The 23,339-nt window shown below is 66.9% G+C and carries 21 protein-coding genes; 6 read left to right on the forward strand and 15 right to left on the reverse strand.

The features are described from left to right. Nucleotides 1-2: 2 nt before the first annotated feature. The 5 genes from ACSVDO_RS16660 to ACSVDO_RS16680 form a co-directional block, all read right to left on the reverse strand. On the reverse strand, nucleotides 3-2,228 hold the full coding sequence (locus ACSVDO_RS16660; RefSeq protein WP_489593510.1) for a TonB-dependent siderophore receptor: 2,226 nt from the start codon (nucleotides 2,226-2,228) through the stop codon (nucleotides 3-5). Nucleotides 2,229-2,501: 273 nt separating this feature from the next. Beyond that, the gene (locus tag ACSVDO_RS16665) at nucleotides 2,502-5,030 is read right to left on the reverse strand and encodes a TonB-dependent siderophore receptor (protein WP_489593512.1); all 2,529 of its coding nucleotides are present in this window, start codon (nucleotides 5,028-5,030) and stop codon (nucleotides 2,502-2,504) included. Nucleotides 5,031-5,133: 103 nt separating this feature from the next. Then, entirely contained in the window at nucleotides 5,134-5,949 is an 816-nt protein-coding gene (locus ACSVDO_RS16670; protein ID WP_489593514.1) for a dioxygenase family protein, read from the reverse strand. Nucleotides 5,950-6,015: 66 nt separating this feature from the next. Further along, complete coding sequence (locus ACSVDO_RS16675; protein ID WP_332538897.1) at nucleotides 6,016-6,411, reverse strand: DoxX family protein; 396 nt, start codon at nucleotides 6,409-6,411, stop codon at nucleotides 6,016-6,018. A 17-nt stretch (nucleotides 6,412-6,428) separates the two neighbouring features. Then, nucleotides 6,429-7,061 carry an NADPH-dependent F420 reductase gene (locus tag ACSVDO_RS16680; RefSeq protein WP_332549071.1) on the reverse strand — a complete coding sequence of 211 codons (633 nt, stop codon included), beginning with the start codon at nucleotides 7,059-7,061 and terminating at the stop codon, nucleotides 6,429-6,431. A gap of 154 nt (nucleotides 7,062-7,215) precedes the next feature. Between ACSVDO_RS16680 and ACSVDO_RS16685 the strand changes: the two genes are divergently transcribed. After that, nucleotides 7,216-8,112: a LysR family transcriptional regulator gene (locus tag ACSVDO_RS16685; protein ID WP_489593517.1), complete on the forward strand. Its 897-nt coding sequence runs from the start codon at nucleotides 7,216-7,218 to the stop codon at nucleotides 8,110-8,112. Here ACSVDO_RS16685 and ACSVDO_RS16690 read toward each other — a convergent pair. From ACSVDO_RS16690 to ACSVDO_RS16710, 5 genes are all read right to left on the reverse strand, one after another. Next, nucleotides 8,109-9,089 carry a FecR domain-containing protein gene (locus ACSVDO_RS16690; RefSeq protein ID WP_489593518.1) on the reverse strand — a complete coding sequence of 327 codons (981 nt, stop codon included), beginning with the start codon at nucleotides 9,087-9,089 and terminating at the stop codon, nucleotides 8,109-8,111. The two genes, ACSVDO_RS16685 and ACSVDO_RS16690, sit on opposite strands and share 4 nt — an antisense overlap. 5 nt (nucleotides 9,090-9,094) lie before the next feature. Beyond that, nucleotides 9,095-9,598: a sigma-70 family RNA polymerase sigma factor gene (locus ACSVDO_RS16695; protein ID WP_332538902.1), complete on the reverse strand. Its 504-nt coding sequence runs from the start codon at nucleotides 9,596-9,598 to the stop codon at nucleotides 9,095-9,097. A 128-nt stretch (nucleotides 9,599-9,726) separates the two neighbouring features. Continuing rightward, nucleotides 9,727-11,217: an aldehyde dehydrogenase family protein gene (locus tag ACSVDO_RS16700; RefSeq protein WP_489593519.1), complete on the reverse strand. Its 1,491-nt coding sequence runs from the start codon at nucleotides 11,215-11,217 to the stop codon at nucleotides 9,727-9,729. Between the two features lie 62 nt (nucleotides 11,218-11,279). Then, nucleotides 11,280-12,239 carry a Bug family tripartite tricarboxylate transporter substrate binding protein gene (locus tag ACSVDO_RS16705; RefSeq protein WP_489593521.1) on the reverse strand — a complete coding sequence of 320 codons (960 nt, stop codon included), beginning with the start codon at nucleotides 12,237-12,239 and terminating at the stop codon, nucleotides 11,280-11,282. An 84-nt stretch (nucleotides 12,240-12,323) separates the two neighbouring features. Next, entirely contained in the window at nucleotides 12,324-13,235 is a 912-nt protein-coding gene (locus ACSVDO_RS16710; RefSeq protein WP_332549078.1) for a dihydrodipicolinate synthase family protein, read from the reverse strand. Nucleotides 13,236-13,336: 101 nt separating this feature from the next. Between ACSVDO_RS16710 and ACSVDO_RS16715 the strand changes: the two genes are divergently transcribed. Next, nucleotides 13,337-14,233 (forward strand): LysR substrate-binding domain-containing protein, encoded by an 897-nt coding sequence (locus ACSVDO_RS16715; RefSeq protein WP_489593522.1) that lies wholly within the window; start codon nucleotides 13,337-13,339, stop codon nucleotides 14,231-14,233. A 9-nt stretch (nucleotides 14,234-14,242) separates the two neighbouring features. On the opposite strand, the gene ACSVDO_RS16720 is transcribed toward ACSVDO_RS16715, so the two are convergent. The 4 genes from ACSVDO_RS16720 to ACSVDO_RS16735 all read right to left on the reverse strand — a co-directional run bounded on the left by ACSVDO_RS16720 (nucleotide 14,243) and on the right by ACSVDO_RS16735 (nucleotide 17,609). Next, nucleotides 14,243-15,004, reverse strand: a complete 762-nt coding sequence (locus tag ACSVDO_RS16720; protein ID WP_489593524.1) for an alpha/beta fold hydrolase — start codon at nucleotides 15,002-15,004, stop codon at nucleotides 14,243-14,245. 66 nt (nucleotides 15,005-15,070) lie between these two features. Beyond that, complete coding sequence (locus tag ACSVDO_RS16725; RefSeq protein WP_489593526.1) at nucleotides 15,071-16,057, reverse strand: Bug family tripartite tricarboxylate transporter substrate binding protein; 987 nt, start codon at nucleotides 16,055-16,057, stop codon at nucleotides 15,071-15,073. A 42-nt stretch (nucleotides 16,058-16,099) separates the two neighbouring features. Beyond that, the gene (gene catC / locus ACSVDO_RS16730; RefSeq protein WP_159911137.1) at nucleotides 16,100-16,378 is read right to left on the reverse strand and encodes a muconolactone Delta-isomerase; all 279 of its coding nucleotides are present in this window, start codon (nucleotides 16,376-16,378) and stop codon (nucleotides 16,100-16,102) included. Nucleotides 16,379-16,433: 55 nt separating this feature from the next. Further along, nucleotides 16,434-17,609: a muconate cycloisomerase family protein gene (locus ACSVDO_RS16735; RefSeq protein WP_332538909.1), complete on the reverse strand. Its 1,176-nt coding sequence runs from the start codon at nucleotides 17,607-17,609 to the stop codon at nucleotides 16,434-16,436. A 145-nt stretch (nucleotides 17,610-17,754) separates the two neighbouring features. Between ACSVDO_RS16735 and ACSVDO_RS16740 the strand changes: the two genes are divergently transcribed. From ACSVDO_RS16740 to ACSVDO_RS16755, 4 genes are all read left to right on the forward strand, one after another. Next, nucleotides 17,755-18,672 carry a LysR substrate-binding domain-containing protein gene (locus ACSVDO_RS16740; protein ID WP_489593529.1) on the forward strand — a complete coding sequence of 306 codons (918 nt, stop codon included), beginning with the start codon at nucleotides 17,755-17,757 and terminating at the stop codon, nucleotides 18,670-18,672. 142 nt (nucleotides 18,673-18,814) lie between these two features. Continuing rightward, a complete protein-coding gene (locus ACSVDO_RS16745; RefSeq protein WP_489593530.1) occupies nucleotides 18,815-20,008 on the forward strand; it encodes an acyl-CoA dehydrogenase in 1,194 nt (397 codons plus the stop codon). A 387-nt stretch (nucleotides 20,009-20,395) separates the two neighbouring features. After that, nucleotides 20,396-21,637 carry a CaiB/BaiF CoA transferase family protein gene (locus tag ACSVDO_RS16750; protein WP_489593532.1) on the forward strand — a complete coding sequence of 414 codons (1,242 nt, stop codon included), beginning with the start codon at nucleotides 20,396-20,398 and terminating at the stop codon, nucleotides 21,635-21,637. A 246-nt stretch (nucleotides 21,638-21,883) separates the two neighbouring features. Beyond that, nucleotides 21,884-22,849 carry a tripartite tricarboxylate transporter substrate binding protein BugE gene (locus tag ACSVDO_RS16755; RefSeq protein WP_332547758.1) on the forward strand — a complete coding sequence of 322 codons (966 nt, stop codon included), beginning with the start codon at nucleotides 21,884-21,886 and terminating at the stop codon, nucleotides 22,847-22,849. Between the two features lie 65 nt (nucleotides 22,850-22,914). On the opposite strand, the gene ACSVDO_RS16760 is transcribed toward ACSVDO_RS16755, so the two are convergent. Further along, nucleotides 22,915-23,322 carry a DUF4148 domain-containing protein gene (locus tag ACSVDO_RS16760; protein WP_332537574.1) on the reverse strand — a complete coding sequence of 136 codons (408 nt, stop codon included), beginning with the start codon at nucleotides 23,320-23,322 and terminating at the stop codon, nucleotides 22,915-22,917. Between the last annotated feature and the right edge of the window lie 17 nt (nucleotides 23,323-23,339).

Here is a 23,339-nt window from a genome sequence, read left to right on the forward strand (position 1 = left end):
GTTCAGAATTTACCTTGCAGCGTCACCACCACGGCGCGCTTTTCACCATAGAAGTTGCCATAGCCCGCGTAGCCCACGGTGCTGTAGTAGGCCTTGTCGAACAGATTGCTCACATTGACCGCAACTTTCCAGTCCTTGTCGATGGCGTAACCCAGGCGCGCCGACCAGACGGCGTAGCCTGGCGATGTGAACTGGTAGGGTGTCCAGGCGCCGTCATAGCCGCCGGTCGCGGGGTTGTAGGCGCTGATGCCCGACGCGCGGTAATGCGCGGCCTGGGCCACCACTCCCGCGCCCAGGCTCCAGGCCTGCAGGCTGCCGCCAAAGCGGTAATCGCCCCAGGCCTTGAACAGATGGCGCGGCGTCACCGTGCTGAAGCGCGCGTCGTCGGCGCGCTTGTTGACGTTGTCATTGAACGTATAGCCCACGGCCACCTGCAGGTTGGGCGAGACGCGGCCGGTCAGCTCCAGGTCGATGCCGCGGCTGCGCAGAAAGCCGTCGCGAAAGTAGCAGCAGCCGCCGCGCCAGTCGGTCTGCGGATAGTCGGGATCGACCACCGCCTCGCCTTTCTTCTCGGTGTGGAACAACGCGGCGCTGGCCGTCAGGCCCTGGAGCCATTCACCCTTGATGCCCAGTTCGTAGCTGCGGCCGCGCACGGGATCGAGCGGCGCGCCGGGCAGCGGCGCCGAGAACTTGCCGGCCTGCGACTGGTAGATCTCGGCCGTGCTGGCATAGATGCTGGCGCGGGGCGACAGGTCGTAGACCACACCGGCATACGGCACGAACACATGGCCTTCGCGGCTTTGCGAGCTCAGGCTGCCGTCCATGTCGTGCTGGCTGCTGCGGTCCTGCAGCGTGTAGCGGCCGCCCAGGATCACCGCCCAGTCGTCGACCGGACGCAGGCGCACCGAGCCGTAGAGGCCCGACTTCTGCAGGCGGGTCTGCGAGCCGCTGGTCCAGTCGCCCAGCGGATAGCCGGGATCGGCCGGCGGCGTGCGGTTGAGGATGTCGGCCGGGCCTATGCGCGGCCAGAGGCTGCGCGTGACATCGCGCGTGCGCTGCAGATCGGCGCCGAGGATCAGATCGTGGCGCCGGCCGAACGCATCGAAGCCGCCCTGGGCGTTGATGTCCAGGCTGGTTTCGCGCGTCTTCGACTTGCTCTGGTGTATCCACCAGTCGGCACCGACCAGCGTGCCGGGCGCGGGCGCGCTCTCGATCTCGGCACCGTTGACGCCCTCGTTGAAACGCGTCTGGCGCAGCTGTGCCTTGAGCTGCCAGCCCGCCGCAAGCTGGTGCTCGAGCTTGGCGAACAACGCGGTGTTCTCGCGCTCTATCCAGTTCCAGGGCGCGCCCATATTGGTATTGCGCGACAAGCCCAGATCGCTGCCATCGGCATAGCGCGGCAGGCTCGCGTTGAAGCCCGTGTTGCGATCGGTCTGGTGGCTGCTGCCCAGCGTCAGCAGCGTCTCGGGCGCCAGATCGAACTCCAGCGTGCCGTACAGCATCTGGCGCTTGAGGCGCGAAGGCTCGGCCATTTCCTTGCGGTCGTGGGTCACGGCCACAAGGCGCGCGCGAATGCTGCCTTCGGCGTTGAGTGCGCCCGTGGTGTCGAGTTCGGCGCGGTAGTTCGCCATGCTGCCGCCCGACAGCAGCACCTGGGTCTGGCGCTGGGCCAGCGCGCGCTTGTAGGTGTAGTTGATCACGCCGCCGGCTTCGCCTGCACCGAACAGGCCGTCGGCGCCGCGCAGCAGCGTCACGCTGTCGAACTGCGCCATGTCCTGGCTGCGGCTGCCCGAACGCGTCGACGTCGCACCGCCGCCGTCATAACGGATGTTGCTGATGGTCAGGCCGCGCGCGGAGTAGGTCGTGTCGAGCCAGCTTTCCTCGCGCGTCACACCCGTGGTCTGGGCCATGACGTCATCGAGCGTGCGCAGCGCCTGGTCGTCCATGCGCTGGCGCGTGACCACCGTCACCGACTGAGGGATCTCGCGCAGCGACTGCGCGGCCTTGCCGACTTCGACGGCGCGTGGCGTGTAGGCGCCGCTGGCTTCGCTGTAGACGCTGGGCGCGGATTTCTCGGTCACGCGCACTTCGTCGAGCGAGACCGAGAAGTCCGCTTCCTGGGCCAGGACGGCGGCGGGCAACAGACTGACCAGGCAGGCGGCGGCGGCCGTGGCGCGCAGCGCGGGCAAGGCCTGGTGGCAGGAGCAAGGGAGACGGCGTTGGTGCATAGAGCGGTTTGGGGACATGGGCCTGGAGAGCGACCCGGCCCGGAGTGCCGCGCGGCGACGCCATGGCCCGGCACAACCCGGGCGGGCGGCAGGAATGCTGTGGCTGGAGCGGTCGCGACCATTCGTGGCTGGCAGACTACAAGCGAATGGGAATGAATCTCAATCGCATGACTGGCGGCGATTCTAGGGCGGCCGCCCGGCGTCTGCACAGCCTGTTGCAAAAATGGAACAGGCAGCACGACCCGTCCCCAGGGCCGCGCCGTCAGACCCTGCTCAGAACTGGTAGCGCAGCGTCACCGACGCACTGCGCGGCTCGCCGTAGAAGCCGGTTTCAAACAGGCCCAGGCCCGAGTAGTACTTGGTGTCGAACAGGTTCTTGATGTGCAGCGCCGCCGACAGCTGCTGGCTGAACTGGTAGCGCGCCATCAGGCCGACCAGCGAATAGCCCTTCTGGCGGATGCTCGCGTAGTCATTGGCCACGGGGTGCCAGACGCGGCCGTCGGTCGCGCTCTGCCAGGCGACGCTGGCGCCCACCGTGAGCGCGTTCCAGTCGCCGCGCAGCCGGTAGCTGGTCGACAGCCGCAGCGTCTGCGCGGGCTGGGTCAGCATCTGCGTGGCGCCGTAGACGCTTTCGCCCTGGGCATTGCGCACATGGGCATAGGCATAGCCGGCCTGCAGGTTCCAGCCCGGTGCGATCTCGCCGCTGATCTCGGCCTCCAGGCCCTTGCTGGTCACGCCCTTGATGGGCCGGTAGACCGACTCGCCGTCGACGAAATCGACATACTCGGCCAGGTTGTCCTGCTGGATGCGGAATGCGGCCAGGCTGGCGTTGACGCGGCCGTCGAGGAATTCGCCCTTGACGCCGGCTTCGAAGCTCTTGCCTTTGACTTCCGGCAGGAACTGGCGGTTGGCGTCGCGCGAGGTCTGCGGCGAGAAGATGCTGGTGTAGCTGCCGTAGACCGAATAGCGGTCGTCGAGGTCATAGACCATGCCGGCGTAGGGCGTGACCTGGCCGCGCGTGCGCATGCCGCTTTCCAGCGCCGGCGTCACGCCGTCGCTGTAGACGCGGCTGTCGCTGGCGTCGACGCGGCTCACGCGCGCGCCGACAATCACCGACAGCGCGTCCGTGGGCCGCAGCCGCGTGGCGCCGTAGAACGACGACTGGCGGCGCTTGTCCTCATACGCCGCGATCGGCGGGAAAGCCGGCTGCGGATAGTCGCCGTTCCAGCCAAAGATGCTGCCGGGCAGCGCCGGGTACAGCGACTCGGACCAGGGGCCGTCCGTGTTGGTATCGGACCAGGTCGCGCCGAACATCGCCTCATGCTTGCGGCCCAGCAGCTCGTACGGGCCCGACAGGCTTGCGCTGAGCGTGTTCTGCGTGCGGTTGCCGCGGAAGTCGCCCATGAAGAAGTACATGCCTTCGCCGCTGACCGGGTCGGGATAGCCGCCGCTGGCCGAGCCCAGCAGCGAGCGGTGCTTGCTGCTTTCGCTGTTGGCGCTGAGCTTGAACTTCCAGTCGTTGGCCAACTGCTGCTCCAGCGTCGCAAACAGGTTGCGCGAAGTGAGCTTGCGCTGGCTCCAGGTGGTCGCGGGATTGAAGGAACGGTCCCAGTCGGTGCGGCTGCCGTCGCTGAAGAACAGCGGAAATCCCGTCCAGGTCGAGCCGCGCGGATCGGTGTTCTGGTAGTCGGCGCCCACCGTCAGGCGCGTGTCGCGCGTGAGATCGGCCTCGACCACGCCATAGAACACGCTTTTCTTCTGCTGGTAGTGGTCCAGATGGGATTCACGGTCCTGATAGGCCGCGACCACGCGGCCGCGCACGCTGGCGCTGGCATTGAGCGGGCTCGACAGATCGAGCTCGGTGCGCGCGTTGTTCCACGAGCCCAGGCTGGCCGTGACCGCGCCCGCAAACTGTTCGCTGGGGCGCTTGCGGATGAAATTCACCGCGGCCGATGGATCGCCCGTGCCGCCCATCAGCCCGGTCGCGCCCTTGACGATTTCCACGCGGTCGAAAATCGTCATGTCGCTGTTGGTCGCACCCCAGTCGTAGACCCCGTCATAGTCCTTGGCAACGCCGTCGTACTGGAACTGGGTGATGGAGAAACCGCGCGCATTGAAGCTCGAACGCTCGCTGTCGTAGCTTTGCACCGTGATGCCCGCGGCCTGGCGCATCACGTCCGACACGCTGGTGCTGCCCTGGTCGTCCATCTGCTGGCGCGTGACCACGGTGACCGACTGCGGCGTCTCGCGCAGCGCCAGGCTCAGGCCCGTGGCGCCGGCCGAAGGCCCGGCCACATAGCTGCCCGAGCCGTCGGTGCGGCCGTCGCCGCGCGCCGCGGCCGTGACGGTCACCGCGGCCAGCGTGGCGCCGCCCGCGCCCTGCGACGTGGGAATGGCGCGCAGCGCATAGCCGCCGCCGGCCGAACGCACGACCATCAGGTCCGTGCCCTTGAGCGCCTGCTCCAGCGCCTGCTGCACCGCGAACTGGCCGTTGACGCCGCCGCTGCGCAGGCCGTCGGTGATCGTCGAATCGAACGTCAGCAGCGCGCCCGCCTCGCGGCCGAGACGGTTGAGCACGGTTTCCAGCGGACCCGCGGGAATCGCGTACAGCCGCTGCGCCGCGCCCTGCTGCGCAGCCGCCTGGGCCCGGGCCGGCTGCGGTGCGAGCGCGGCGGCAACGGCCAGGCTTGCCAGCGTGCCCGCGCACAGCACGCGCAGCGCCAGCGCCACAGGGCCGGGACGCAAGGGCACGCAGTCGGGAGAATCGGCAAAGGGAAGCTGCTGCACAGTCTGGAGGCGCATGGAAAGCCTTGAGAAAAGAGATGGATGAATGGAGCTGTGAGCGCACATTCCTGCGCTCCTTGCCCTGATGACACCCAGCTGTGCGCAATCAGCTCATTTATTTTCAGGCCCTTGCGTGCACGCCCGGCTGGGGCCAGGCAGGGTCCAGGCCAAAGCCGAACGAGTCCATCGACAGCACGCCATTGGTCATGCCGCCGGGAATCAAGGCGGCGGCTTCGTGCGCCGCGCTCGCGCCCAGCGCCACCAGCAGCGGCAGGTAATGTTCCTCGGTGGGATGCGCGCGCTCAGCATGCGGCGCGCGGACACGGTATTCGACCAGCGCCTGCGCGTCACGGCGCGCCACGGCATCGGCAGCCCAATCGGCAAACGCCTGCGCGTACTCCGGGTCGCTGATGTGCGAGCGGAACTCGTAGAGGTTGTGCGTGAGGCTGCCCGAGCCGATGATCAGCACGCCGCGGTCGCGCAGCGGCGCCAGCGCCCGGCCCAGTTCGAGCGCGCCCTGGGTAGTCATTCTTGCGGGCAGCGACACCTGCAGCACCGCAACGTCGGCCGCGGGCTTGAGATAGCGCAGCGGCACCCAGGCGCCGTGATCGAGGCCGCGCTGCGCGTCCAGCGTCGCGGGCAGGCCGGCGTCGGCAAGCATACGGACAATCTCGGCGGCAAGTTCGGGCGCGCCCGACGGCTCGTAACGCAACGCATACAGCGGTTCGGGGAAACCACCGAAATCATGGATGGTTTCGGGACTGGCCGTGGCCGCGACACGGATGTCGCGCGTCTGCCAGTGCGGCGACACCACGACGATGGCCGACAGATCCTGCAGCGCTGCGCCCAGCTGCTGCAGATGCGGCCCGAGTTCGCCGGGTTCGAGCGCGAACATCGGCGAGCCATGGGAGATGAAGAGAGAAGGTGCGCGAGACATGGTGAAACTCCAGGGTCGGCGGGCGCGCTGCGCCCGCGTCTTGTGGGTGGATGCGGGCAGCGTCCTTTATGACGCCTGCACCTTGCGCCGGCCGATCAGCGCATCAATGCTGAAGGCACCTGCTCCCTGTGCCGCGAGCAGCAGGAAACCTCCGGCCATGCCGATGTTCTTCCAGAAGTTGATGGCCTGCATCGTATCGCCGAAGTTCGCGTGGAAAACCAGCGCGGTGACGACCGAGAAGCCTGCCAGGGCCAGTGCGACCCAGCGCGAGAACAGGCCGGCCGCGATGGCCAGGCCGCCGCCGAGTTCCAGCAGGATGACCAGCGGCAGCAGCGCGCCGGGCACGCCCATGGCTTCCATGTATTGCTGGGTGCCCGCATAGCCGCTGATCTTGCCCCAGCCCGAAATGATGAAAAGCAGCGAGAGGCCTATGCGGCCCAGCAGTGAGAGGGTGGCGTTCATGGTGTTTTCCTTGGCGATCAGTTGCGATGTATCCAGGTGGGGGCGATCTGCGTGCCATGGCCCGCGCCATAGGCGAAATAGATGTTGAGGCCGGCCACCGGCTCGAGATAGCGCGCATTCTTCAGGGCGCCCGCGTCTATCGGCGTGAAGCCCATGCTCTCGGCCAGCGCCCGCACCGTCTGCTTGGCGCGCTCGTCGTCGCCGGCATAGAACACCGGCACGTTCTGGTCGGCGGAAAACGCCGGACCTTGGGCCAGTACCTGGGCCAGCACCGTGTTGAACGCCTTGACCACCTGGGCGCCGGGCAAGGCCTTGGCGATCTCTTCGGCCGCCGATGTGTCATGGCCCAGCGTCAGGCCCATGTAGTCGGGCGTCAGCGGGTTGGTGATGTCGATCACGATGCGGCCTTGCAGCGAACCCAGGGCCTGCAGCGCGGGAACGGCATCAGCGTAGCCGGTGGCGACGATGACCACCTGCGAGTCGCCCAGCGCCTCGCTGGCGACTGCGGCGCTTGCGCCGGGGTGGGCGGCGGCCAGGGCCTGGGCCTTGGCCGGGTCACGCGCGGTGACGCGCACCTGATGGCCGGCGGCGGTGAGTTGCTTGACGAAGCCCGCGCCCATGTTGCCGGCGCCGATGAGAGTGATGTTCATGATGGAAATCCTGTTGCGAAGTGGAGGGACCTGATTCGTCGCTTGCCAGTTTTGGCTGGCATGGATGAACTTTATTGGTTTGTACTTTGCAGATAAATCCTCTTATGATGGACAAATTGTTCCGAAATTTGAGACTATGGATCTTTTTCAATCCATGATGACTTTCACTGCCGTGGTCGAGGCCGGCAGCTTTGTGGGTGCGATGGATTCCGCAGGCCTGTCCAAGCCCGCGGTCTCGCGCCATGTCAATGAACTCGAGGCCCACCTGGGCACGCGCCTGCTGCAGCGCACCACGCGCCGCCTGTCGCTGACCAGCGAAGGCCAGGCCTACTACCAGCGCTGCAAGGAAATACTCGCGGCCGTGCAGGAAGCCGAGGGCGAGGTCGGGGTCAGCGCGCTGCAGGCGCAGGGACGGCTGCGCATAGGCGCGCCGCAGACTTTCGGCGCGCTGCATCTGGCGGCGCTGTGGGGGCGTTTCGCGGCCGACAATCCACAGGTCACGCTGGACATTGTTCTGTCGGATCGCGTGGTTGATCTGGTCGAGGAAGGCTACGACCTGGTGATACGCATCGCCCGGCTGTCCGATTCCAGCCTGGTGAGCCGCGAGCTGGCGCGCACGCGCATGGTGCTGTGCGCCTCGCCGGATTACCTCGCGCGCCAGGGCACGCCCATGCACCCGCAAGAACTCACGCGCCACGCCGTGATTTCCTATTCCTACTGGTCATCGGGCGACAACTGGAGCTTCGCGGGCCCCGCAGGCGAAGTGACCGTGCGCACGCATTCGCGCATCCACGCCAACAATGGCGACACCTGCCGGGCCGCGGCACTGGCCCACCAGGGCATCATTCTGCAGCCCGACTTTCTGGTCCATGAAGACCTGCGCAGCGGCGCGCTGGTGGAGCTGATGCCCGACTTCCGCGCCGCGGAACTCGGCATCTTCGCGGTCTATGCCACGCGCAAGCAGCTGCCGCTCAAAGTGCGCCGGCTGGTGGACTTTCTCGTCGACGCGCTGCATGCGCCGTCCTGGGCGCAATCCAGGCAACGCGCCTAAGCCGGCCGCACCATCACCCAGTAGCGCGAGAAGAAGTGCACCTGCACGGGCAGCGCGCTGGTCAGCGCCGCGAGCACGCGGTCGGTGTCGGCCAGCGGGTAGGCGCCCGACACCCGCAGGTGGGCGACGGCCGGGTCGCAGCCCAGCCGGCCGCGCCGGTAGCGGCCCAGCTCGGCAAGAAAATCGTCCAGGCGCATGCGCGCTGCGACCAGCATGCCGTCGGCCCAGGCGGCTGCGGCGTCATCGAGCGCACCCGTGCTGTGCGCCTGCTGCGCAGTGAACCTGCCCTGCTCGCCGGCGTTCAGCCGCTGCGTGGCCTGCGCTGCGCGCGCGGGAGTCAACTCGACCGCGCCCTGCAGCACTTCGACGCTGACGCTCGCCGCACGCTCGCGCACCGTGAAGCGCGTGCCCAGCGCGCGCACGCGGCCCAGCGCGGTCTCGACAACGAATGGCCGGCGCTGGGCATCGGCCGCGGTCTGCACCAGGATTTCACCGCGCACCAGCTGCACCACGCGCTGCGCGCTGCCGTAGCGGATGTTGATCGCGCTGTCGGTGTTGAGCACGACGGCACCGCCATCGGGCAGCGCGAGCCGGCGCTGCTCGCCCAGCGCCGCGACTTCATCGGCGGCCCAGGCGCGCCAGGCGGGTGTCTGGCGCAGCAGCGCGAAGCTGCCGCCGGCCACGACCAGGCCCGCGAGCAGCTGCACGCTGCGCCGCCTTCGCGGCGCATGCGGGCCCGCGAGCGTGGCGCGCGCCAGCGGCAGCGAAATTCCGGCCATCTGCCGGCCCACGGATTCGATGCGCTGCCACGCGGCTTCATGCTCCGGACTTTGCGCGCGCCATTGCTGCCAGGCCGCGCGCTGGCGCGCAGAGACCGGCGCGCCGCGCAGCGTCAGCCACCACTGCACCGCCTGTTGGGCGACTTCGGCGGGAATGCCAGGCTCGTTATCGCCCGCGGTGTCATGCAATGCCCGCATCGCGCCTACTCCGGGAAAAAGCAGCGCAGCGCGGCCTTGGCCAGGTGGCGCTTGACGGTGGAAACCGAAATGCCCAGTTCGGCCGCGATCTCGCCATGGCCCAGTCCTTCGATCTGCGCGAGCAGGAAGGCCTGCTTGGCCAGCGCGGGCAGATGGCCCAGACGGCGGTCTATCTCGATCAGCGTCTCGAGCACCATCAGCCGTGCTTCGGGCGGTGGTGCAACCGGTTCGGGCAACGCCGCCAAGGCGTCAAGGTAGGCCTGCTCGATCGCGCGCCGGCGCACCTGGTTGAGCAGCAGATTGCGCGCCACCGTCACCAGATAGGCGCGCGGCTCCTGCAAGGGTTCGCCGCCCTGGCTGCACAGCAGCTTGAGAAAAGTGCTTTGCGCAAGATCGGCCGCGTCAAACGCATTGCCGACTTTCTTGCGCAGCCAGCCCTGCAGCCAGCCATGGTGGTCGGCATAGAGCGCGGCGATTTCGCTGTGGGCGGAAGGTTGTACGGCAGGCATGGGCGGGGTCCCGATTCTCCCGCGGCACGACAAGACCGCAATGAACAAGAATCATTCCCATCCGATTGTAGCCATACGCCCATGTGCTGCAGAAAACCAGGAAAAGCCGCGCAACGCGCGGCCCATCCTCAGAAAAAAGCGCCTTCCTTGGCCAGCAGCCACTGCGGCGCATCCTGCAGCGCCAGCGGCCGCAGGAAACGTTCGATCGCCGCATAGCCCACCGACGTGGTGAACGGCGCGGTCGATGCCGGAAACGGCCCGCCATGGTGCTGGGCGGCGGTGACCGCCACGCCCGTGGGCACGCCCGAGAACAGCACGCGGCCCGACACCTGCACGGCCTTGCGCACCAGCGCCAGCAGCGCCGCGTCAGGCAGCTCGTCGCCTGTAGGCACACCCCATAGCGTCGTGGTCAGGGTGCCGCCAATGGCATTCAGCACCGCCACCGCCTGCTGCATGTGATCGACGCGCACCACCAGCGCGGCCGAGCCGAACACTTCCTCGTGCAGTGCGTGATCGGCAATGAAGTCCGCGGCATCGACCTGGGCCAGGAAAGGCTGGGGGCCGCCTTCACGCGGCGCGCCGTCGACCAGCACCTGCAACCGGGCATCAGCGCGCCATTGGCCCACGCCGCGCTCGAACGCTGCGCGTATGCCCGCATTGAGCATGGCATGCGGGGCCAGCGCGGCCAGGCGCGTGGCCAGCTGCTGCACAAAGGCCTCGCCGGGCCCATCCTTGAACACCACGATCACGCCGGGGCTGGTGCAGAACTGCCCCGCGCCCAGGCAGATCGAATCGGCCAGCGTCTGCGCCAGCGCGTCGGGGCCGCCTGCGCCGTCCCTCAGCGCCGCGGGCAACACCACCAGCGGGTTGACCGAACCGAGTTCGCCGTAGAAAGGAATCGGCCGCGCGCGTTCGGCCGCCAGCCGCGCCAGCGCCGTGCCGCCCTTGAACGATCCCGTGAACGCCACGGCCGCAATGGCCGGTGCCTGCACCAGCTGCACGCCCACTTCGATGGCCGCGCCTTCGACCAGCTGGAACACGCCCGCGGGCAGACCGCATTGCGCAACCACCGAGGAGGCGATGGCCGCGACGTCGCGCGAGAGCTGCGCGTGGCCGGGATGGGCCTTGAGCACCACGGGACAGCCCGCGGCCAGCGCGCTGGCGCTGTCGCCGCCCAGCACCGAGAACGCGAACGGAAAATTGCTCGCGGCAAACACCGCAACCGGGCCCAGCGGCGCCTGGATGCGCGTGAGCCGCGGCCGGCCCGCGGGCGGGGCACCGGCGATTGCCGCTTCATCGAGAAAGGCCTGGGCCGCGCCCTGCTCCAGCGCGTCGGCAAAGCCGCGCAGCTGGAAAGCGGTGCGCGCCAGTTCGCCTTCGAGCCGCGCCAGGCCCAGCGCCGTTTCGCGGTCGGCAACCGGCAGCAAGGCCGCGGAGTTGTCGGCCAGGGCCTGGGCCAGCGCGCGCAACAACGCGGCGCGCTGGGCATTCGTCGTGGCCGCAAAAGCGTCGGCGGCCGAGGCGGCGGCAGCGACGGCGGCGTCTATCTGTTTAGGCGTGGATTCGCCCCAGGCAGCGCCCAGCAAGGCGCCGCTGCGGGCATCGGTGGATTGCATCATCTTGGTTCTTCCAATGGAAAAGGCGCCGCTGAAGGCGCCCGAATTCAGTCCCTGCCCGCCGCTCACTCGGGCTGAATGCCAGCGGCCTTGATGATCTTGCCCCAGCGCTCGTACTCGGCAATCTGGAAGCGGTTCATTTCATCGGGCGAAGACAGCGCGACTTCCATGCCCGACTGTTCGGCCACGTTGCGCACCGCCGCGGTCTGCATGGCATTGCGCATCAGCGCATTGAGCTTCTGCACCACGGGCGCGGGCGTGCCCGCGGGCGCGTACAGCGCGTTCCAGTAACCGAACTCATAGCCCGGCAGCGACTCGCTGATCGCCGGCACGCCGGGCATCAGCGACAGCCGGCCGGGGCTGCTCAGGCCCAGCGCCTTGAGCTTGCCGGCCTTGACCTGGGGCACGGTGGTCGCCAGATCGACAATCATCAGATCGGTCTGGCCGGCAATCAGGTCGATGACCGCGGGCGGGTTGGCCTTGTACGGCACATAGTTGAACTTGGTGCCTGTCATCTGCTGGAACAGCTCGGTCGCGACCTGGGCCGACGAGCTGCCCGAGCCGTAGTTGAGCTTGCCCGGCTGGCGCTTGGCCAGGGCCACGAGTTCGGCAATGCTGTTGACACCCAGCTTGGGGTTGACCACCAGCAGCAGCGGGCCCTTGGCCAGCAGCGCCACGGGCGCGAAATCCTTGAGCGGGTCGTAGGCCAGCTTCTTGAGCAGGTGCGGGTTGGCCGACTGTGTGGTATTGGTCGTCATGAATACCGTGTAGCCGTCGGGCTGGGCGCGCGCCACCTGCTGGGCCGCAATGCTGCCGAAGGCGCCGGCGCGGTTCTCGACAATCACCGACTGCCCGGTTTCCTTGCCCACTTCGGCGGCCACGGCGCGCGCCAGGCCGTCGGTGGCGCTGCCCGCGGTCGAGCCGATGACGATGGTGATGGGACGCGCGGGAAAGTTCTGGGCGGAAACAACGGAGCACAGCGGAGAAAGCAGTGCGAGAGCAAGGAGAGTGCGGCGTGCAGGCATGGTTTGTCCTTAATAGTTATGGGTCGCTCACAGGGGAGAGGCGCGCGGCGGCGGCACAGCCCGCCGCCGCGGCGCGCAAGCTGCTCAGGCCTTCCAGCCGTTGAGCAGCGCATCGAGCTGCTGCTGCTGGGTGGCGCTCAGCGGCCAGGCCGACGGCGCGCGCGTCGCGCCGCAGTCGTTGCCCATCCATTGCAGCGCGGCCTTGACGACGGTGACGTTGGCGCCGTTGTTCTCCTGGGCGCGCAATTCCTCGAACGGCAGCATCTGGCCGATCAGGCGCATCGCCAGCGGGTAGTCGGCCTGCTCGAGCGCGTTGTAGATCGCCACCGAACGCTCGGGAAACACATTGATCAGGCCCGACGTGAAGCCGCGCGCGCCCACCGCATACAGCGGCGGCGCCCAGACTTCGGCCAGACCGCCGACCCAGGCGAGATCGCGATCGGCGGTGCGGCGAATGATTTCGGCCAGCAGCAGCGGCGTGGGCGAAGCCCACTTGACGCCCACGACCTCGGGAATGCGGCACAGCGCCTCAATCGTTGCCAGGCCGATGTTTTCATTGCGCAGATAGAGCACCAGCGGCAGGCCTTCGGCGGCCTCGGCAATCTGCTGCACATAGGTGACCACGCCGCGCGGCGCGACAAATGGGTCTGGCGGCTGGTGCACCATCAATGCTGCGGCGCCGGCCTTCACGGATGCCTTGGCCAGCGCACGCGCCTCGTGCACGCTGCGGCCCACGCCGCCGAGCAGCGGCACGCGCCCGGCCACGCATTCGGCCGCCACATGCACCATGCGTTCGGCCTCCTGCGCCTGCAGCCCATAGAATTCACTGGTGTTGCCGTTGGCCACCAGCACATGCACGCCAGCATCGACGGCGCGGTCGACCACGGGCTGCAGCGGTGCGCTGCAGATGGCGTCCTGCGCATCGAAAGGCGTGACGAGAATGCCGGAAATGCCGTTGAGCGCTGCGCGCAGTGCCGGGCCGGTAAATGAAGTCATGTGGGCTCCCAGAAGACTGTTGGTCGAAAACAGCAACTCTAGAAGTGCATCGAGGCGGCGTCCAATCCAGACATCGGATGCCGCAATTCAATAAATGAATCATGTTCCAACTGTCCCAACTTCGCTGTTTCGTGGCCGTCGCTTCCGAGCTGCATTTCGGCCGCGCGGCCACGCTGCTGAACATGACCCAGCCGCCGCTGACGCGGCAGATCCAGCTGCTGGAACATGAAGTCGGCGTGCAGCTGCTAGAGCGCGCGGGCGGCGCGGTGCGTCTCACGGTGGCCGGCAAGATCTTTCTGCGCGAAGCCGAGGACATACTGCGGCGCAGCCAGGCGGCAACCATTGCCGCGCGCCGCGCCATGCAGGCCGAAGCCGGCAGCGTGACGCTGGGCTTCATTCCCGCGGCCAGCTTCACGCTGCTGCCCCAGCTGCTGGCCTTCGTGCGCGCGCGCCTGCCCGACGTGCACCTGGTGCTGCGCGAGATGCAGTCGGTCGATCAGATCGAGGCCCTGGGCGCGGACCGCATCGACATCGGCATAGTGCGGCCGTTTGCGCCGCGCAGTTTCAGCGCCTGTGCCCCCTTGCTGCGCGAGCCGTTCATGCTCGCCATGCCGCTCGATCACGCGCTCGCGGCGCTGGACGAGGTCCCCCTGAGCGCGCTGCAGGGCCAGGCCTTCATCGAGTTCTGCCCTTCGGAGTCACGTTACCTGTACGAGATCGTTGCCGGCCAGCTGCGCGCCAATGGCGTCGCGCCCGAAACCGTGCAGACGCTGAGCCATACGCATTCGATCCTGGCGCTGGTTGACGCGAACGTGGGCATCGCGCTGGTGCCGCGTTCGTCCATGAAGCTGCGCTATGCCAACGTCTGCTTCAAGCCCATCGCCCATGTGACCGGACTCGACGTCGAAATGCACCTCGCCTGGCGGCGCGAAGGCCGCCATGGCGTGGCCAACACGCTGCGGGAATTGCTGCAGGCCGGGTTTCCCGCGCCGGCCTGAGCCGCCCGCTCAGACGCGCTGGATGAAGCCGTCGAGCAGCTGCGCAAACGCCTCGGGCTGCTCGACGCAGCTGATATGCGCGGCCTCGATGGTCGCCAGCTCGGCGCCGGCAATGCCGTCGGCGATCTGCTGCGACAGCGCCATGGGCGTGGCCGCGTCCAGCGTGCCGCCAATGACCAGCGCCGGGCAGCGGATGGAAGGATTGGTCAGATGCAGTTCAATGCCCCCGACCGCGGCGCAGGCCTGGGCGTAGGGCTTGGCAGGAATCCGCACCAGCGCTTCGCGCATCTGCGCCACGCGCTGCGGATGGCGCGCCAGGAAATCGGGCGACAGCCAGCGCTGCAGCGCGCCGTCGGCAATCGAGGCCACGCCCTGCGCCGCGACGGTCTCGATGCGCGTGCTCCAGCCCTGGCGCGCGGCGGCGTCGTAATGCGCGGCCGAATTGGCAATGGTGATGCTGCGCACGGTGTCGGGGTGGAGCGCGGCAAGCGCCTGGGCCGTCATGCCGCCCATGGACACCCCGGCAAAATGCACCGGGCCGCGCCCCAGGCGCGCAATCAGCTCGGCCGCGTCGGCGGCCAGATCATGCATGTTGAAATCCGCGTCGCTGGCCGGCGAGCGGCCATGGCCGCGCTGGTCGTAGCGCACGACGGTATAGCGGTCCTGCAGCAGTGCGGTGACTTCGTCCCACATGTGCAGGTCGCAGCCCAGCGCGTGGCTCAGAACGATGACGGGACCTTGTCCCTGGACGATGGAATGCAATTCGGGCATGGGCAACAACGAAGAAATGGGAACGAATGAAAAAAGGGCCTGCAAGCAGGCCCGGTAAGGATAAGGTCAATCCACCTTGATGTTGGATTCCTTGATCAGCTTGGTCCAGCGGTCCGTCTCGGTCTTCAGATGGGCGGCCAGCGCCTGCGGCGTGCTGCCTATGGGCTCGGCGCCGATGGCGCTCAGGCGCTTCTTGACTTCGGGGTCGTTCATCGCTTCGTTGAGCGTCTTGCCCAGCTTTTCAACGATGGGCGCGGGCGTTCCGGCGGGCATGAAGGTCGCGAACCAGGGCGAAACTTCGTAGCCCGGAACCCCGGCTTCGGCCACCGTGGGCACATCGGGCAGCGAAGGCGAGCGCGTCTTGGTGGTGATGGCGATAGCGCGCAGCTTGCCGGCCTCGATATGGGGGCGTGCCGAGGTGATGCTGTCGAACATGAAATCGACCTGGCCGCCGAGCAGATCGGTGACTGCCGGGCCGCTGCCGCGGTAGGGCACATGCAGCATCTTCACGCCGGTCAGCGAGGTGAAGCTTGCACCCGCGAGATGGATCGAAGTGCCGTTGCCGGCCGAGGCATAGGTCAGCTTGTCTGGGTTCTGCTTGGCCTTGGCAATCAGGTCCTTGACGCTCTTCACGTCCGACTGCTTGGGTCCGGCGACCAGGATGTTGGGCACTACGGCCAGCAGGCTCACGGGCGCGAAATCCTTGATCGGGTCGTAGCTGAGCTTGTTGTAGAGCGCGCCATTGGTCGCCATGCCTATCGACGTGATCATCAGCGTATAGCCGTCGGCCGGTGCCTTGGCAACCGCGTCGGCGCCGATGTTGCCGCCCGCGCCCGCCTTGTTCTCGATGACGAAAGGCTGGCCCAGCTTGCGGCCCGCGACTTCGCCCAGCGTGCGTGCAATGGCGTCCATCGCGCCGCCCGGTGGAAACGGCACGATCCACTTGACCGGCTTGTCGGGCCAGTTGCCGACCGAGCCTTGGGCGAAGCCGGAAACGGCGCAGGCCAGCAGTGCGGTGCCAGCCATTGCCTGGCGCAGGAAAGTACGTTTCATTTTTTGTCTCCTTCAGAGGTTCTTGGTGCCGGACAGCGACGCTCAGGCGATGGCCGAGGGGTGGCGCGCCAGCGGCGTCACATCGATGTCCATATAGGGGAACAGCGGCAGGCCCTGCAGCAGATCGTGCAGTTCGTCGTTCGACGCCACATTGAAGACGCTGTAGTTCGCGTATTCGCCGACCACGCGCCAGATCGACTGCCAGCGGCCGTCGCGCTGCAGTTCCTGCGAATAGGCTTTTTCGCGCAGCTTGATTTCGTTGACCTGCTCGGCGGGCAGGTCATGGGGAATGCGCACATCCATGCGGACAAGAAACAACATCGGAAACTCCTTTGAGGGTGGGGCCGCAGGCGTACAACATGCGGCCGGATAAATGTCAGGCGCGCGCCGCGCCCAGGTCCACGTGCAGCGGCTGCTGGCCGGCAAGCGCGCGGTCGAAGCGATCGAGCTGGCTCAGCGACACCGTAACGCCGTAGCCCGGGCCGTCGGGCAGCTGCAGCGCGAAGTCGCGTATGGCCATCTGCTGCTCGACGATGTCGTCGACCAGCAGCTGCGGGCCGAACAGCTCGCAGCCATGGTGGGCGCCGGGCAGCGTCGCAAACACATGGGCCGAAGCCGCGCTGCCTATCGACGTTTCGAGCATCGTTCCGCCATACCAGCCGATGTCGGCGGCCTCGGCCACGGCCGCGACCTTGCGCGTGCGCAGCAGTCCGCCGTGCTTGGCCACCTTGAGCGAGAACACATGCGCGGCCTGTTCGCGCGCCAGCATCATTGCTTCCTGCGGCGTGCAGACGGTCTCGTCGGCCATGATCAGCGCGCCCTTGAGTTCCTGCGTCAGCTGGCGCAGCGCGGGAACGTTCCACTTGGCCACGGGCTGTTCGATCAGCGTCACCCCGGCTTCGATGAGCTGAGGCAGATAGCGGCGCGCGGTATTGCCGTCCCAGGCCTGGTTCACGTCCACCGTGAGCGTCGCGCTATCGGGCAGACCGCGTGCGATGCGGCTCACATGGGCCACATCGTCCTGCGGTGCGCGCGCGCCTATCTTCATCTTGAAGATACGGTGGCGGCCCTGCTCCAGGCGCAGCTGGGCTTCCTGAAGGTCGCGCTCCACATCGCCGCTGGCCAGGGTCCAGGCCAGGGGCAGGCTCTGGTGCAGCTTGCCGCCCAGCAACTGCGAGGCGGGAATGTCCAGCGTGCGCGCCAGCGCATCGATCAGCGCCATTTCCACGGCCGATTTCGCGAACGCATTGCCCTTGCAGGCCAGGTCCATGCGTGCCAGCACCTGTTCGATGCCGCCGGCCAGCTGCCCGAGCACCGCGGGCGCCAGGTAGTTCTCGATCGCATGCGCAATGCTTTCAGGCGACTCCTCGTTCCAGGATGGACCGCCAATGGTTGCGGCCTCGCCGAAGCCGCAGGCGCCGTTGCGCAGCCACAGCTGCACGATGACCGGGCTCTGGCGCTGTATGGAACCAAACGACAGCTTGTGCGGGCGGATGGTGGGGATGTCCAGGATGCGCACCTGGATGCGTTCGATGGTGAATTCGTTGCTCATGCGGATCTCTTTGCTGCGGCGGGGCAGGAAGAAAAATGCCGCTGGAGTACAGCTTAATGTCGGTTATTTAACCAATCCAATGATTTATTTCTGTTGATTCATTCGATAATTTCGAACGTTTAACTTTCTGCACTTGCTTGCTTCCATGGAAATCCGCCAGCTGCGTTACTTTCTCGACATCGCGCGTACCGAGCACCTCACGACCTCGGCCAAGCAGTTGTTCGTCACCCAGTCGACGCTGTCCCACGGCCTGCGCCAGATAGAGGAAGAGCTGGGCGTGCCGCTGTTCGAACGTGTGGGCCGGGGCCTGAAGCTGTCGCAGGCCGGGCGGGTCTTCAAGGACTATGCGGCGCGCGCACTGCAGGAGCTCGAAGCCGGGCGCATGGCGCTGGCCGATCTGGCAAGCCTGCAAGCCGGCCAACTCACCGTGGGCGTGATTCCGACTTCACTGCACACGCTGGTGCCGTCGGCCGTGGCGACGTTCAACGCGCGCTACCCCAAGATCCATGTGGTGCTGCGCGAACTGCTGGCGCCCGAGATCGAAGCGCTGCTGCTCAGCGGCGATCTCGACATGGGCATGGCGTTTCATCCTGCGGGCGTCGAGGGTGTCGACTCCGAGCCGCTGTTCGAGGAACACATGCAGTTTGTCGCCCATGCCTCGCACCCGCTCGCGGCCCAGGCGCCCCTGCAACTGCAGCAATTGCAGGACGTGCCGCTGGCACTGCTGTCGCGGCGCTTTGCGACGCGGCGCCTGCTCGAGGAGCACTTTCGCGCCGCGGGCGTGCAGCCCAGGGTCATGGTCGAGATGGAGTCGGTGCACGCGCTGATCGCCGCCTGCCACTGCGGGCCGCAGCTCGCCTGCATCGTTCCGCAGCGCGCCGCCGCGCTGCACGGCCAGGGGCTTTGCGCGCTGGGCCTGCAGCCGCCGCTGCTGCGCACCGCGAGCCTGCTGTGGAATGCGCGCACCTCGCGCAGCGCGGCCGCGCAGGCGTTTGCGGGCCTGCTCATCGAGAGCGTGCAGCAGCAATGGAGCGCGCCGGCGGCCTACTCCATTCATGCATGAATCTCATATCTGGATGCAAACAAATCGTTTGCCTGGGTAAGAACATCGGCCTACGATCGGCTCCAGTTCCTGCCCACCATGCGCAAACTGCAGCAAGGTGGCCGCAGCCCCCCGCTACCCACCGCATCCGAGGAGACACAACATGGCCGGCAACTTCCAATGGGACGATCCCTTCCAACTCGACCAGCAGCTGACCGAAGACGAGCGCATGGTGCGCGATGCCGCGCGCGACTACTGCCAGGGCCAGCTGGCGCCGCGCGTGCTGGAAATGTTCCGCCATGAAAAGTCCGACATCACCATCTTCCGCGAGATGGGCGAGCTGGGCCTGCTGGGCCCGACCATAGGCACCGAATACGGCGGCGCCGGCCTGAACTATGTGAGCTACGGCCTGGTGGCACGCGAGATCGAACGCATCGATTCGGGCTACCGCTCGATGGCCAGCGTGCAGAGCTCGCTGGTGATGGTGCCGATCAACGAATTCGGCAGCGAAGAACAAAAGCAGAAGTACCTGCCCAAGCTGGCCAGCGGCCACTTCATCGGCTGTTTTGGCCTGACCGAGCCCGACCACGGCTCCGACCCGGGCTCCATGGCCACGCGCGCCCACAAGGTGGACGGCGGCTACAAGCTCAAGGGCAGCAAGATGTGGATCACCAACAGCCCCGTGGCTGACGTGTTTGTCGTCTGGGCCAAGGAAGTCTCCGAGACCGGCGCCGTCGGCCAGATCCGCGGCTTCATCCTGGAAAAGGGCTGGAAGGGCCTGACCGCTCCGGCAATCCACGGCAAGGTCGGCCTGCGCGCCTCGATCACCGGTGAAATCGTCATGGACGATGTGTTTGTGCCCGAAGAAAACGCCTTCCCCGAAGTGCGCGGCCTCAAGGGCCCATTCACCTGCCTCAACAGCGCACGCTTCGGCATTGCCTGGGGCGCGATGGGCGCGGCCGAAGCCTGCTGGCACACCGCGCGCCAGTACACGCTGGACCGCAAGCAGTTCGGCCGCCCCCTGGCCGCCAACCAGCTGGTGCAAAAGAAGCTGGCCGACATGCAGACCGAAATCACGCTGGGTCTGCAGGCCGCGCTGCGCGTGGGCCGCATGAAGGACGAACACCAGAACGTGGTGGAAATCACTTCGCTGATCAAGCGCAACAACTGCGGCAAGGCGCTGGACATCGCCCGCCTGGCGCGCGACATGCTGGGCGGCAACGGCATCAGCGATGAATTCGGCGTCGCCCGCCATCTGGTGAACCTCGAGGTGGTCAACACCTACGAAGGCACGCACGATGTGCACGCGCTGATTCTGGGCCGCGCGCAGACGGGAATTGCGGCGTTCGCGAACTGATTGCACTGAGCGGGGAGGCAGGGCCTGCCCGAGCCGCCCGGCGGTTCCGTACGTCCTGAGCCTTAAATCATGAGGACAGGGCGTTCATGGTTCGACAAGCTCACCACGAACGCTTGTTCCGTTCGCCCTGCGTCTTATTCATGAGGACACGGCGTTCATGGTTCGACAAGCTCACCACGAACGGTTATTCCGTTCGCCCTGCGTCTTATTCATGAGGACAGGGCGTTCATGGTTCGACAAGCTCACCACGAACGGTTGTTCCGTTCGCCCTGCGTCTTATTCATGAGGACACGGCGTTCATGGTTCGACAAGCTCACCACGAACGTTTGTTCCGTTCGCCCTGAGCCTGTCGAAGGGTGAACGGCCTGCCCTCCAGTAGAAGCCCCCATGACCACATCCCCTCCCTCCGCCCTCGCCGGCATCAAAGTCCTAGACCTCTCGCGCGTTCTTGCCGGCCCCTGGTGCACGCAGATGCTTGCCGACCTGGGCGCCGATGTCGTCAAGGTCGAGCGCCCGGTCGCGGGCGACGACACGCGCCACTGGGGCCCGCCGTTCCTGCGCGATGAAGACGGCAACGACACACGCGAGGCCAGCTACTTCACGGCCTGCAACCGCAACAAGCGCTCGATCACCATCGACATGGCCCACCCCGAAGGCCAGGCGCTGCTGCAGCGCATGGCCTGCGAGGCCGATGTCGTGGTCGAAAACTTCAAGGTCGGCGGACTGCGCCAGTACGGCCTCGACTACGACAGCCTCAAGGCGCGCAACCCACGCCTGATCTATTGCTCGATCACCGGCTTCGGCCAGGACGGTCCCTATGCCGAACGCGCGGGTTACGACCTGATGGTGCAGGCCATGTGCGGTCTGATGAGCATCACGGGCCATGCCGACGGCGCGCCCGGCGGCGGCCCGCTCAAGGCCGGCGTGGCGGTGATCGACGTGTTCACCGGCCTGTATGCCAGCAATGCCATTCTTGCGGCGATCAACGCGCGCCACGCCAGCGGCCAGGGCCAGTACATCGACATGGCGCTGCTGGACGTGGGCATGGCGGTGCTGGCCAACCAGGCCGCGGGCTATCTGGCCACCGGCCAGGCCCCGGGCCGCGCGGGCAATGTGCATCCCAGCCTCGCGCCCTACCAGGACTTCGTGACTTCCGACGGCAACGTGATGCTGGCCATTGGCAACGACGGCCAGTTCGCACGCTTTTGCGCCGCCATCGGCCAGGCCGAATGGTCCCAGGACGCGCGCTTTGCAACCAATACCGCGCGCGTGCAGCACCGCGCGGCGCTGCTGGCGCTGATGGAGCCCGTGCTGCGAACGCGCACCACGGCCGCCTGGATCGCGCTGTTCGAAGACAAGGCCGTGCCCTGCGGGCCGATCAACACCGTGGCCCAGGCCTTCGACGACCCCCAGGTCAAGGCGCGCGGACTGCGCATAGAACTGCCGCGCGCTACCCACGACGCCATGCCCGCCGTGGCCGGGGTCGCCAACCCCATGCGCCTGTCGGCCACGCCCGTGGTCTACCACCGCGCGCCGCCCGCACTGGGCCAGCACACCGATGAGGTGCTGCAGCAGATGGGACTGGACGCCCAGCGCATAGACGCGCTGCGCAGCGCCGGCGCCATCTGAAGCCGCAGCGCGCGCGGCCTGGCCGGCCAGCGCGGCGCGCCAAAGGGGCCGGACAATATCCCTGTCCGGGCCTCTATTAATATGCGAAAAATCCCTGGAGATTTGATGCAGGACAAACAACGTCTGCAAAACAAATCGCCACCCAGGGAAACTACTGAAGCATTTAACTGTCGCCGAATATTTGGACCACCCACAATCAACTAGCATATTGCCAGGTTGAACAAAATATTCCCTGGAGACAATTCAATGGTTCGCAAAAGCATTTTGGCCTTGGGCATCCTGTCCCTTTTCGGCAGCGCCTTCGCGCAGTCGGCCTACCCCAACAAGCCCATCAAGCTGCTCGTGCCTTTTGCCGCGGGCGGCACCACCGACCTGATTGCGCGCGTGATCGCCGATCCGCTGGGCCGCGAGCTCGGCCAGCCGGTGATCGTCGAGAACCGCGGCGGCGGCGGCGGCAGCATTGGCGCGGCGGAAACCGCGCGCGCCACGCCCGACGGCTACCACCTGGGCATTGCCACGGTGTCGACCACGGCCACCAACCCGGCCATCAACCCCAAGATCCCCTACAACGTCGCGACCGACTTCACGCCTGTGATCAACATTGCGGCCACGCCCAACGTGATTGCCGCCAATCCGCAGTTCGCGGGCAAGAACTACAAGCAGTTCCTCGAGGAAATCAAGAAGAACCCGGCCAAGTATTCGTATGCTTCGCCCGGTACCGGCTCGATCACCCATCTGATGATGGAAATGTTCAAGCTGTCCACCGGCACCGACATGATGCACGTGCCCTACCGCGGTTCGGGCCCGGCGCTCAATGACGCCGTTGCCGGCCAGGTGCCGCTGATTTTCGACAACCTGCCTTCGGCCCTGCCCTTCATCAAGGAAAAGCGCCTGGTCGCTCTCGTGGTCGCCGCACCCGAGCGCATTCCCGCGATGCCCGACGTGCCGACCTTCAAGGAAGTCGGCCTCGAGGCCGCGAACCGCATGGCCTACTACGGCATCGTGGGCCCGAAGAACCTGCCCAAGGACATCGTCGACAAGGTCAATGCCGCGACACGCAAGGTGCTGCAGGACCCCGCGATCCGCAAGCGCATCGAGGAAACCGGCTCCATCATCCAGGCCGGCACGCCCGAGCGGTTCGCCCAGCAGATGAAGGAAGAACTCGCGGTCTACAAGGATGTGGTCGTCAAGCAGAAGCTGACCATGGACTGAGCTGCGCTCAACGAAAAAAACCCCGCAGCGCGGGGTTTTTTCGTTTCTCGGCCTGGGCCGGCAGATCAGCTGCCTTCGCCGAAAGTCAGTTCGCCGGCGGCGCGTGCGTGCTGCAGGTCGGCGACCACATCGGCGCGCGACAGCGGCTGGCCCTGGGCGGCATTGAGGGGGTAGTCGGTCTCGAAGTACTGGGCCAGCTGGCCCTGGGCGCGTGCCTGTTCGAGTTCGGCCAGCACCTGGGCGCGGGTCTTGCCTTGGGCTTGCGCCTGGGCCGGGAAGCTCTGCGGATTGAGCTGGTTGAGCGGCAGGCCGGTGAAGTTGTCGATGATGTTGCCGCTGCGCTGGGCCTGGGCCAGGTCGGCCAGCACTTGGGCGCGGGTCAGGCCTGCGGGCTCGGCAGCCATGGCCTGGCCGGCAACGGCGGCGGTGAGGGACAGAATCAGGATCGAAGCGGTTTTGCGAATGGAGGTCATAGTGTCTTTCATGCGGT

The organism is Comamonas sp. DB36, assembly GCF_057914905.1.

Bases quoted from the DNA above. Each gene is read 5' to 3' on its own strand.
- ACSVDO_RS16660 (WP_489593510.1), bottom strand. From the start codon at position 2,228: ATGCACCAACGCCGTCTCCCTTGCTCCTGCCACCAGGCCTTGCCCGCG.
- ACSVDO_RS16665 (WP_489593512.1), bottom strand. From the start codon at position 5,030: ATGCGCCTCCAGACTGTGCAGCAGCTTCCCTTTGCCGATTCTCCCGAC.
- ACSVDO_RS16670 (WP_489593514.1), bottom strand. From the start codon at position 5,949: ATGTCTCGCGCACCTTCTCTCTTCATCTCCCATGGCTCGCCGATGTTC.
- ACSVDO_RS16675 (WP_332538897.1), bottom strand. From the start codon at position 6,411: ATGAACGCCACCCTCTCACTGCTGGGCCGCATAGGCCTCTCGCTGCTT.
- ACSVDO_RS16680 (WP_332549071.1), bottom strand. From the start codon at position 7,061: ATGAACATCACTCTCATCGGCGCCGGCAACATGGGCGCGGGCTTCGTC.
- ACSVDO_RS16685 (WP_489593517.1), top strand. From the start codon at position 7,216: ATGATGACTTTCACTGCCGTGGTCGAGGCCGGCAGCTTTGTGGGTGCG.
- ACSVDO_RS16690 (WP_489593518.1), bottom strand. From the start codon at position 9,089: ATGCGGGCATTGCATGACACCGCGGGCGATAACGAGCCTGGCATTCCC.
- ACSVDO_RS16695 (WP_332538902.1), bottom strand. From the start codon at position 9,598: ATGCCTGCCGTACAACCTTCCGCCCACAGCGAAATCGCCGCGCTCTAT.
- ACSVDO_RS16700 (WP_489593519.1), bottom strand. From the start codon at position 11,217: ATGATGCAATCCACCGATGCCCGCAGCGGCGCCTTGCTGGGCGCTGCC.
- ACSVDO_RS16705 (WP_489593521.1), bottom strand. From the start codon at position 12,239: ATGCCTGCACGCCGCACTCTCCTTGCTCTCGCACTGCTTTCTCCGCTG.
- ACSVDO_RS16710 (WP_332549078.1), bottom strand. From the start codon at position 13,235: ATGACTTCATTTACCGGCCCGGCACTGCGCGCAGCGCTCAACGGCATT.
- ACSVDO_RS16715 (WP_489593522.1), top strand. From the start codon at position 13,337: ATGTTCCAACTGTCCCAACTTCGCTGTTTCGTGGCCGTCGCTTCCGAG.
- ACSVDO_RS16720 (WP_489593524.1), bottom strand. From the start codon at position 15,004: ATGCCCGAATTGCATTCCATCGTCCAGGGACAAGGTCCCGTCATCGTT.
- ACSVDO_RS16725 (WP_489593526.1), bottom strand. From the start codon at position 16,057: ATGAAACGTACTTTCCTGCGCCAGGCAATGGCTGGCACCGCACTGCTG.
- catC (WP_159911137.1), bottom strand. From the start codon at position 16,378: ATGTTGTTTCTTGTCCGCATGGATGTGCGCATTCCCCATGACCTGCCC.
- ACSVDO_RS16735 (WP_332538909.1), bottom strand. From the start codon at position 17,609: ATGAGCAACGAATTCACCATCGAACGCATCCAGGTGCGCATCCTGGAC.
- ACSVDO_RS16740 (WP_489593529.1), top strand. From the start codon at position 17,755: ATGGAAATCCGCCAGCTGCGTTACTTTCTCGACATCGCGCGTACCGAG.
- ACSVDO_RS16745 (WP_489593530.1), top strand. From the start codon at position 18,815: ATGGCCGGCAACTTCCAATGGGACGATCCCTTCCAACTCGACCAGCAG.
- ACSVDO_RS16750 (WP_489593532.1), top strand. From the start codon at position 20,396: ATGACCACATCCCCTCCCTCCGCCCTCGCCGGCATCAAAGTCCTAGAC.
- ACSVDO_RS16755 (WP_332547758.1), top strand. From the start codon at position 21,884: ATGGTTCGCAAAAGCATTTTGGCCTTGGGCATCCTGTCCCTTTTCGGC.
- ACSVDO_RS16760 (WP_332537574.1), bottom strand. From the start codon at position 23,322: ATGACCTCCATTCGCAAAACCGCTTCGATCCTGATTCTGTCCCTCACC.